Annotated in this window: 7 protein-coding genes and 1 pseudogene; 1 reads left to right on the top strand and 7 read right to left on the bottom strand. The window is 69.5% G+C overall.

From position 1 onward, the window contains the following. Positions 1-291 precede the first annotated feature (291 nt). Positions 292-1,002: a sulfate transporter family protein gene (locus FV222_RS10285; protein WP_147751783.1), complete on the top strand. Its 711-nt coding sequence runs from the start codon at positions 292-294 to the stop codon at positions 1,000-1,002. Between the two features lie 34 nt (positions 1,003-1,036). On the opposite strand, the gene FV222_RS10280 is transcribed toward FV222_RS10285, so the two are convergent. The 7 genes and pseudogenes from FV222_RS10280 to FV222_RS29520 form a co-directional block, all read right to left on the bottom strand. Next, on the bottom strand, positions 1,037-2,218 hold the full coding sequence (locus FV222_RS10280) for a complex I NDUFA9 subunit family protein (protein ID WP_147761568.1): 1,182 nt from the start codon (positions 2,216-2,218) through the stop codon (positions 1,037-1,039). Positions 2,219-2,381: 163 nt separating this feature from the next. Then, positions 2,382-2,765: a CsbD family protein gene (locus tag FV222_RS10275; RefSeq protein ID WP_147814142.1), complete on the bottom strand. Its 384-nt coding sequence runs from the start codon at positions 2,763-2,765 to the stop codon at positions 2,382-2,384. 103 nt (positions 2,766-2,868) lie between these two features. Next, positions 2,869-3,081, bottom strand: coding sequence for a CsbD family protein (locus FV222_RS10270; RefSeq protein ID WP_147751780.1), 213 nt, complete (start codon positions 3,079-3,081; stop codon positions 2,869-2,871). A 278-nt stretch (positions 3,082-3,359) separates the two neighbouring features. Then, positions 3,360-5,213 carry a KUP/HAK/KT family potassium transporter gene (locus FV222_RS10265; protein ID WP_187277293.1) on the bottom strand — a complete coding sequence of 618 codons (1,854 nt, stop codon included), beginning with the start codon at positions 5,211-5,213 and terminating at the stop codon, positions 3,360-3,362. Positions 5,214-5,389: 176 nt separating this feature from the next. Continuing rightward, positions 5,390-6,055, bottom strand: a complete 666-nt coding sequence (gene bioD / locus FV222_RS10260; RefSeq protein ID WP_147761571.1) for a dethiobiotin synthase — start codon at positions 6,053-6,055, stop codon at positions 5,390-5,392. A gap of 54 nt (positions 6,056-6,109) precedes the next feature. After that, the gene (gene secA / locus FV222_RS10255; RefSeq protein ID WP_147761572.1) at positions 6,110-9,007 is read right to left on the bottom strand and encodes a preprotein translocase subunit SecA; all 2,898 of its coding nucleotides are present in this window, start codon (positions 9,005-9,007) and stop codon (positions 6,110-6,112) included. Between the two features lie 202 nt (positions 9,008-9,209). Continuing rightward, positions 9,210-9,452, bottom strand: a pseudogene (locus FV222_RS29520) (hypothetical protein); the annotation flags it as partial.

The following is a 9,452-nucleotide window of genomic DNA, read 5'->3' as shown; positions in this document are numbered from 1 at the left end:
CCACGTCGGGGTCGGCGGGCAGCGGGGCGAGCCTGGGCGCGACGCTCGGCCGGAACCGGGCATGCGGGGGTGGCGTGTCGAGCCTCGGTCTCATGCGCCGGTCACCATCCTTCTCCTCGTACCGGTCCCGGCGGAGGGCCACCCGCCCGGCGGTCATCTCGGATCACGCCGAACGCCACGACCCGTGCGGCTTTCCAGACGCGTGCACGGCTGCACGACGCCCTTGCGGCGGCGGGATCGGGACACCACAACCGCGATGCGCCGAACCACGGCGGCAGACGGGATCACGGCATGCTCATCCAGTCGGCACTCGCGGCCCTGCGCCAGACCTTCTCCCCGCCGCTCCGCGCCATCCTGTGGAAGTCGCTCGGGTTGACGCTCGGCATCCTGGCACTGGCCTGGTTCGGGCTGACGCGGCTGATCCAGTGGTTCCAGGCGAGCCACCACATCTCGCAATCCTACCCCATCCTCGACAGCCTGGCCTATTTCCTGGCCGGGTTCGGGCTCTTCGTGGCCTTGGCCTACCTGATGCCGGCAATCTCGATCCTGGTCGCCGGGTTCTTCCTCGACGACGCCGCCGAGATCGTCGAGCGAACCGACTTCCCGAACGACCCGCCGGGCCGCCCGATGCCGTGGGGCTCGGCGATGCTCTACGCCCTGCGCTTCGCCGGCCTGACCCTGCTGGTGAACCTCGCCGCTTTGGTCATCTTCTTCGTGCCGGTCATCGGGCTGGCGGCGTTCTTCGCCGCCAACGCCTACCTGCTGTCGCGCGAATATTTCGAGATGGCCGCCGCCCGCTACCGCCCGCTGGCGGAGGCCGGCGAGATGCGCCGCGCGTTCTCCGGCACCACGATCGCGGCGGGCTGCCTGCTCGCCGGGATGATGGTTGTGCCGGTGCTCAACCTGCTGACGCCGCTCTTCGGCATCGCGCTGATGGTGCACGTCCACAAGCGGCTGACGCACCGGCTGCCGGCGCCCGCTCTGCAAGGCCGGCTTCGCTAGGACGGCGAGGACATCTCGCTGGCGCCACGAGGCCCTAGCTGCGGGTGCCCCAGCGCTGGCCCATGCCCGGCGATCCGCCGGCATCGGCCCCGATCGCGGGACCGGACGCGCGCATCGGCCGATGCTGCGAGCCTTCGCCCATAGGCGTCGGGGCGATCATGTCGGGGATCTCGGCCTGCTCCTCGGTGCCGCGCCCCTTGGCGAATTGACCGGCCTTGCGAAAGCGCCAGAGATAGCCCGGCACCACGGCCTCGGCGGCGGTCGGCTGGATGCCGAGACCTTCGAAGCAGCGCCCCTCGGCCTTGGCGGCCTCCGAGACGACGTTGTCGTTCTGCAGCAGGACGACCTGGTCGCGGGTCAGCTTGAGGTCGGCCGGCAGCAGGCCGAGGGTCAGGGTGTCGGCGAGCTCCATCGCGCGGGCCTGGATCTTGGCGAGCGGAAGCGGCAGCGAAACGACCATGCGCTTGCGCATCGTCGTCTCCAGCATGTAGCGCACGAGGTGATCGAGGGTCGCGACCTCGGGGCCTCCGAGCTCGTAGACCTTGCCGCCGGGCACGCGGCCGTCGGTGGCGAGCGCGATCGCCTCGGCTACGTCGCCGACGAAGACCGGCTGGAAGCGCGACTCGGCGCCGGCCAGCGGCAGCACCGGCAGGAACCGGGCGAGGCTGGCGAAGCGGTTGAAGAAGCTGTCGCCGGGACCGAACACGAGGGAGGGCCGGAATACCACCGCGTCGGGCCGGGCGGCGAACACTGCGGCCTCGCCTTCGGCCTTGGTCCGGGCATAACGCGATTCGGAGTTCCGGTCGGCGCCGATCGCCGAGACGTGGACCATCGCGGCACCCGCCTTCGCCGCCGCCCGCGCGATCTCATCGGGCCCGTCGACCTGGAGGCGCGAGAAGCTCTGCGCGCCGGTTTCCTGAAGGATGCCGACGAGGTTGATCACCACGTCCGCGCCCTCGACCGCGTGCCGCACCGATTCGGGATAGCGCAGGTTCGCCTGGACGGCGACGATCTGGCCGACCTTACCGAGCGGCTGGAGGAACAAGGCGAGGTCGGGCCGGCGCACGGCGACACGGATGCGGTATCCGCGCTTGGCCAGCGCCCGGACCACGTGACGCCCGAGGAAACCGGAGCCGCCGAAGATCGTAACCAGCTGCGACGCGGGCCGCGTCAGGGACGGGGTCAGAAGGGTGTTCGGTGTGCTGGAGCCGGTCATCGCCTCGTCTCGGTCTGTCTGGCCTTCGGGCTCGGGGGCGTCGCCGCCCCCGGCCACCCTTTCCTTAGACCATTTTCGCCGACGACACGCGTCGCTCAGGCGACGAAACGGCGAACCTGATCGCCGCATCCCCGACTGCGCGCGTCACTCACGTGCGAGACGCTCAGCGGTCCCCGCTCAAGAGCCAGCCGAGCCCGAAGGCTGCGGCGGCGACGATCGCCAGGGTAGCGCCCTTGTTCTTGTCGGCGCGTCGGGCAGCGTGGCGCCCGTGATGTTCTGCGCGATCGCGATAATGGCGTCCGCGGCTCGCGGCCTCGTCGGCGATGGCGCGGCCGCGGGCGCTGGCCTCGTCGATCAGGTGCTCGCCGTCGCGGCGCCAGACCTGGGCGGTGTCGCGGGCGCGACCGTAAGCGTGCTGCGCGGCGCCTGCGGCCTGGTCGATCGCGCCGTCGAACTGGCGCCCGGGGTCGCCGCTCACGGCGCCGACGGCGGTCTTGGCGCGGCCGCGCAGGTCGCGTACGCCGCCTTCGAAACGATCTCGATTCATGATCTCGTCCTCGTCCTTCGATGTCGGGGGGCGGCGATGGCACGCCCCGCGGAGGGGGATCGGGGCTGCGCGAGTGCGGCCCCGATCCCGGTCACCGAACGGATCAGATCTTCTTGACGGCGTCGGCGGCCGTCTGGGCCGCGCCCTTCACGCCGTCCTTGGCGTCGCCGACGGTCTTCTGGGCTTCGCCCTTCAGCTCCTGGGCCTTACCCTCGGCCTGCAGCTTCTCGTTGCCGGTGACGTTGCCGACCCCCTGCTTGACGTTGCCGACGGCCTCGTTGGCCAGGCCCTTGATCTTGTCGGTGGTGCTGCTCATCGGGAAGCTCCCTGCTCGTTCAGCGACCTCGATCCGGCCTCGCGGCGGCGCCGCGAAGCGTGACCGAATGCTGTCGGGATGTCCGAACGGCGGGCTCCTGCGAAGGTTCCAAGGCGCCCGCGGACGCGCGAAAGCGTGATCGGACGGCGCGCACCCGGCCGGTGCGGGGCCGCCGCTAAAGCATTTTCAAGCGAGGTGGATGCCGGCTCGCGTGAAGAAAATGCGACCACACAGCAGGTTAGAGCATTTTCCGTGATCCAGAGATCACGGAAAATGCTCTAGATCTCGATCTCGGTCCCCACCTCCACCACCTGCCGGGTCGGAACGCCGAAGAAGGCGCCTGTGCGCTCGGCGTTTCGCTGCATGAAGGCGTAGAGGCTCTCGCGCCAGGGCTGCATGCCACGGTGGTCGTTCTTCGGGATGATGGTCTCGTGGCCGATGAACACCGTGAGGTCGTCGAGCATCTGCGGCGGCAGCCGGCGGTGCTCGACGGCGCAGGCCAACCCGTCGGGGATCGAGGCGTCCTCCATGAAGCCGTAGCGCAGGGTCACCCGGTAGAAGTCGGGGGCGAGGATCGTGACGTGCCCGCGCTCGTCCCGCGGCACCGTCGGGGTCTCCTCGTACTGGGCGCAGACGATCAGCACCCGCTCGGGGAGGGCATGGCTGCGCTCGACGAAGCGCGACAGGTGCAGCGGGATGCCGTGCGTCGCCGCCGACAGGAACACCCCGGTGCCCCGCACCCGGACGAGGTCGCGGTGCTGGAGCCCGGCGAGGAACGCGTCCTCCGGCTGCCGCAGGCCAGCGCGCGCCTCCTCGACGAGCTGGTTGCCGCGCCGCCACGTCAGCATCATCAGCGCGACGATGCCGGCGAGGACCAGCGGAAACCAGCCGCCCTCGAACAGCTTTACGCTGTTGGCCCCGAGGAAGACGAGGTCGATCACCAGGAAGAAACCGTTCACCGCGAGGATCGCGACGAGGTTGTAGCCCCACTTGCGGGCGATCAGCGCGGCGAGCAGCGTGGTGATCGCCATCAGCAGCGACACGGCGATGCCGTAGGCGCCGGCGAGGGCGTCCGAGGATTCGAACACAACGACGGCGGCGATGGTGGCCACCGCGAGCAGCCAGTTCACCGCCGGCACGTAGATCTGCCCGCGCTCCTCGGACGCCGTCTGGACGATGTGCATCGGCGGCAGGAAGCCGAGTTGGACCGATTGCTGGGTGAGCGAGAAAACGCCCGAGATGATCGCTTGCGAGGCGATCACCGTCGCCATCGTGGCGAGCCCGATCAGCGGGTAATGCGCCCAGCCCGGCACGAGCCGGTAGAACGGGTTCTCGATCGCATCGGGCGAGGCCAGCAGCAGCGCGCCTTGGCCGAAATAGTTGATCACCAGCGCCGGCAGCACCAGGGCGAACCATGCGATGCGGATCGGCCGGGCGCCGAAATGACCGAGGTCGGCATACATCGCCTCGCCGCCGGTGACGGCGAGGAAGGCCGCGCCCAGCATCGCGAAGCTGACGTGCCAGCCGGCATGGAACAGGAATTCCACCGCCTTCAGCGGGTTGGCGGCGGCCAGGATCTCCGGCTTGTGCAGGATTCCGCCGAGCCCCATCAGCGTGAGGACGAGGAACCACAGCAGCATCACCGGACCAAAGATCTTCCCGATGAAGGCGACGCCCTTGCTCTGCACCAGGAACAGCGCGACGAGGATCGCGATGGTGATCGGCACGACGTAGCGGCCGAGCGCGGGAGCATCGACTTTCAGGCCTTCGATCGCCGACAGCACCGAGATCGCCGGGGTGATCGCGCCGTCGCCGTAGAGTAAGGCCGCGCCGATCAGCCCGACGACGAGCAGCAACGCCTGCCACGAGCGCGGCTTGGCGTGTCGGGCGCCGAGCAGCGCCAGCATCGCGACAATGCCGCCTTCGCCGCCGTTGTCGGCCCGCAGGATCAGCACCGCGTACTTCAGCGAGACGATCAGGATCAGCGCCCACAGGATCAGCGAAACGGCGCCGACCACCGCGATCGGGTCGGCGTTGCCGCCGCCGCTCGCGGCGCGGACCGCCTCCTTGTAGGCGTAGAGCGGGCTGGTGCCGATGTCGCCGTAGACGACGCCGAGCGCGCCGAGCAGCAGGGCGGGGCGGAACCCCTGCGCGGCGGAAGGCTTCGCGCCGCCCTCCGCGCGGTCATGACTTTCGCTCACCGGGCGCCCTCGTCGTTTCTTGGCGCGACGCTAGCAGGCGCCGGTCGCCCGTCCATCGGAACCGTGCGCCGTGGCCGACGATCGCGAGGATGTGTGTCGGCCGGGCGTCAGACCAGGGCGGCGAGCGCGTCGGGGCAGGGCGCGTCGCGAGCGATCACGATCACCGGCACCTCGACATGGCGGCCGATCGCCTCGGCGACCGTCTCCGGCGGCGTCGGGGCGCCGGGGCTCTCGTTGACGACGATCGCAAGCACGGGCACGTCGGCGGCGCGGCAGGTCTCGTAGGCCGTGAGCGTGTGGCTGATCGCCCCGAGGTAGCTGCCCGAGACCAGGATGGCGGGGCAGGCCAGCGACCAGAGCCAGCCGAGGCCGGTCGCCTCCTGGGTGACCGGGCTCATCAGGCCGCCGACGCCCTCGATCAGCAGCGTGCCGGCCTCGGCTTCCATCCGCTCGAGGCACCAGGCGACGACCGCCTCGAGTTCCAGCGTGCGGCCCTCGAGCGCCGCCGCCTGGTCAGGGGCGAGCTCCGCCGCGTAGCGCCAGGGCGAGCAGGCCGCGACCGAATTTTCCGAGACTGCGACGCCCTGCGCCGCCAGAAGCCGCGCCGTGTCGCTGTCCGCGAACCCGGGGTCGCCCACCGGCGGCACGCCGCTCGCGATGGGCTTCAGCGCCCACACGTCACGCCCGTCGGCCCGCAGCCGCCGCACGATCGCCGACGTGACGTAGGTCTTGCCGATCTCGGTGCCGGCGCCCGCGATGAAGACGGTCGTCATGGATACCCGCTGCGCTTCTCCCTTTGCCGCAGAGGCGCAGGGAGAATCGCCCTCTCAGGCCGAGTAGCTGCCGTGGCAGTGCTTGTACTTCTTGCCCGAGCCGCACGGGCAGGGCTCGTTGCGGGCGACGCGGCCCCAGGTGGTGGCGTCGTCGGGGTCGCGCTCCAGCACGGCGCCGTCGGCCGAGAGCCCCTGCGCCGCGTAGCCGTAGGCGGGTCCGCCGCCGCCGTCGCTGCCGGAGCCGCGGCCGTCACGGTCCATCTCGTTCTCGCCGGTGACCGGGTCGAGGTGCTGGGCGAACATCTGCGGCAGGCCGGGGGACTGGCCGAACGGGTTCGCTTGCGCCTCCGGCTCCTGGAACATGATCTCCACGCGCGAGAGCTGGCTGGTGACCTGCTCGCGCAGCTGCGTGACGAGGCCATTGAACAGGTCGAAGGCCTCGGACTTGTACTCGTTCAGCGGGTCGCGCTGGGCGAAGCCGCGCCAACCGATCACCTGCCGCAGGTGGTCGAGGGTCACGAGGTGCTCGCGCCAGAGGTGGTCGAGGGTCTGGAGAAGCACCTGCTTCTCGATGTAGGTCATCACCTCGGCGCCGTTCTTCTCCGAGCGCGCGGCGTAGGCGGCGTCGGCCGCCTTCTTCAGGCGCTCGCGCATCTCCTCGTCGGCGATGCCCTCTTCCTTCGCCCAGTCCTCGATCGGCTCCTGAAGGTTCAGGACCTCGGTGACGCGCTCGCGCAGGCCGACCACGTCCCACTGCTCGGCGTAGGCGTTCTCGGGGATGTGGGTCGCGACGAGGTCGTCGATCGTCGCCTGGCGCATCTCCTCGACGGTCTCGGCAACGCTGTCCTGGCCCATGAAGTCGCGGCGCTGCTCGAACACCACCTTGCGTTGGTCGTTCATGACGTTGTCGTACTTGAGCACGTTCTTGCGCATGTCGAAGTTGCGCGCCTCGACCTTCTGCTGCGCCTTCTCGATCGCCTTGTTGATCCAGGGGTGGATGATCGCCTCGCCCTGCTCCAGGCCGAGCTTCTGCAGCATGCCGTCCATGCGGTCGGAGCCGAAGATCCGCATCAGGTCGTCCTGCAGCGACAGGAAGAACTTGGAGCGGCCGGGGTCGCCCTGGCGGCCGGAGCGGCCGCGAAGCTGGTTGTCGATGCGGCGCGATTCGTGGCGCTCGGTGCCGATGATGTAGAGGCCGCCCGGAAGCGCCTTCTTGCGGCCGGCTTCGGGGTTGGCCGGCTCGCCCGACGCCAGCACCTTGGTGCGGTTCTCGGCGATCTCGGCCTTGATCGCGGCGACCCGGGCGTCGCGCTCCGGGCCGTCCTCAAGCCCGGCGAGCTCCTTCTCGACGCGCATCTCGACGTTGCCGCCGAGCTTGATGTCGGTTCCGCGGCCGGCCATGTTGGTGGCGATGGTGATCGCGCCCGGCACGCCGGCCTCGGCGACGATGTAGGCCTCCTGCTCGTGGAAGCGGGCGTTCAGCACCGCGAAGCGCTTGGTCACGCGTCCCTCGCGCGCTGCGGCGTAGACGTCGGTCAGCGCGTTCGGGTCGGAATAGTCGAGCAGGGTGAAGCCGGCCTTCTTCAGCAGCTCCGCGATCAGCTCCGACTTCTCGATCGAGCCGGTGCCGACGAGGATCGGCTGGTGGCGCGCATGCGCCGTCTCGATCTCCTCGATGATGCCGGCGTACTTCTCCTCGACGGTCCGGTAGACCTGGTCGTCCTCGTCGACGCGCTCGACCTCCTTGTTGGTCGGGATGTCGACGACCTCGAGCTTGTAGATCTCGGCGAACTCGTCGGCTTCGGTCGAGGCCGTGCCGGTCATGCCTGCGAGCTTCTCGTAGAGCCGGAAGAAGTTCTGGAAGGTGATCGAGGCCAGCGTCTGGTTCTCGGGCTGGATCGTCACCCGCTCCTTGGCCTCCAACGCCTGGTGCAGGCCCTCCGAGTAACGCCGACCCTGCATCATGCGGCCGGTGAACTCGTCGATGATCACCACCTCGTCGTTCTTGACGATGTAGTCCTTGTCGCGCGTGAACAGGGTGTTGGCGCGAAGCGCCTGGTTCACGTGGTGGACGATGGTGACGTTGTGGCCGTCGTAGAGGTCGCCCTCCTTGAGGATGCCGGCGTCGCGGAGCGCATCCTCGATGAACTCGTTGCCTTCCTCGGTGAGCGAGACGGTGCGCTGCTTCTCGTCGAGGTCGTAGTGGGCCGGCACCAGCATCGGCATCAGCGCGTCGACGGTGACGTAGAGCTCCGAGCGGTCGTCGACCGGGCCTGAGATGATCAGCGGCGTGCGCGCCTCGTCGATCAGGATCGAGTCGACCTCGTCGACGATCGCGAAGTTGTGCCCCCGCTGCGCCAGCTGGGACATCTCGTACTTCATGTTGTCGCGCAGGTAGTCGAAACCGTACTCGTTGTTGGTCCCGTAGGTGATGTCGCAGGCGTAGGCGTCCTTGCGCTGCTCGTCGTCGAGGCCGTGCACGATCGTGCCGACGGTGAGCCCGAGGAAGCGGTAGACCTGCCCCATCCACTCGGCGTCGCGTGCCGCGAGGTAGTCGTTGACGGTGACGACGTGGACGCCCTTGCCCGACAGCGCGTTCAGGTAGACCGGCAGCGTCGCGACGAGGGTCTTGCCCTCGCCGGTCTTCATCTCGGCGATGCCGCCCTCGTGCAGCACCATGCCGCCGATCAACTGCACGTCGAAGTGGCGCTGGCCGAACACCCGCTTGGCCGCCTCGCGCACGGTGGCGAAGGCGGGAACGAGGATGTCGTCGAGGCTCTTGCCGGCGGCGAGTTCCGCCTTCAGCATGTCGGTGCGGGCGCGCAGGGCCTCGTCGGACAGGACCTGGATCTCGGCTTCGAGTTCGTTGATCGCGGCGACGCGGGGACGATAGCCCTTCACGCGCCGGTCGTTCGACGAGCCGAAAATCTTCTTGGCGAGGGCACCGAGCATCGTGAACCTGCAAACGGGAAAGCCCGTCTGCGGTCTCCCGCAGACGGCTGGCCTTGGCTGAGTTGGCCGGGCTTATAGAGGTAAATATCGCAGGCCGCATCTAAAAGAGGCCGGCGCGCGATGGGCTGCGCAGAGGCGCCTCACAGGGCCACCCCCGCCCACGCTCGGCGACCCGGTGCGCTCCGGCGTCGGGCCCGCGGCTTCAGTTGATCTCGCAGAACCCGGCCCCGGCGCCGACGACGCGGCCCGGCGGGCACCAGGGGCCGGCGACGCGCACAGGGGACTGGGACGGCTTCGCAAGCTGCGACGTGTTCGGCAGCGTCACCGGAGTCAGCCCGGAGACCGGGGCGGGCGCCTCCGGCGTGGGTCGCGCCGTTGCGGCTACGGCGCTGGCGGACGCGGTTGCGACGGGCAGCGGGATGGCGGCGGCCGCGATCCGCTGGGT

It is taken from the genome of Methylobacterium sp. WL103 (assembly GCF_008039885.1).
GTDB classification, from domain to species: domain Bacteria; phylum Pseudomonadota; class Alphaproteobacteria; order Rhizobiales; family Beijerinckiaceae; genus Methylobacterium; species Methylobacterium cerastii.
This window is presented reverse-complemented; position numbering and strand designations above follow the sequence as displayed.

What these genes read in the sequence shown, in the direction of transcription:
- FV222_RS10285 (WP_147751783.1), top strand. Translation starts at nt 292, where the DNA reads ATGCTCATCCAGTCGGCACTCGCGGCCCTGCGCCAGACCTTCTCCCCG.
- FV222_RS10280 (WP_147761568.1), bottom strand. Translation starts at nt 2,218, where the DNA reads ATGACCGGCTCCAGCACACCGAACACCCTTCTGACCCCGTCCCTGACG.
- FV222_RS10275 (WP_147814142.1), bottom strand. Translation starts at nt 2,765, where the DNA reads ATGAATCGAGATCGTTTCGAAGGCGGCGTACGCGACCTGCGCGGCCGC.
- FV222_RS10270 (WP_147751780.1), bottom strand. Translation starts at nt 3,081, where the DNA reads ATGAGCAGCACCACCGACAAGATCAAGGGCCTGGCCAACGAGGCCGTC.
- bioD (WP_147761571.1), bottom strand. Translation starts at nt 6,055, where the DNA reads ATGACGACCGTCTTCATCGCGGGCGCCGGCACCGAGATCGGCAAGACC.
- secA (WP_147761572.1), bottom strand. Translation starts at nt 9,007, where the DNA reads ATGCTCGGTGCCCTCGCCAAGAAGATTTTCGGCTCGTCGAACGACCGG.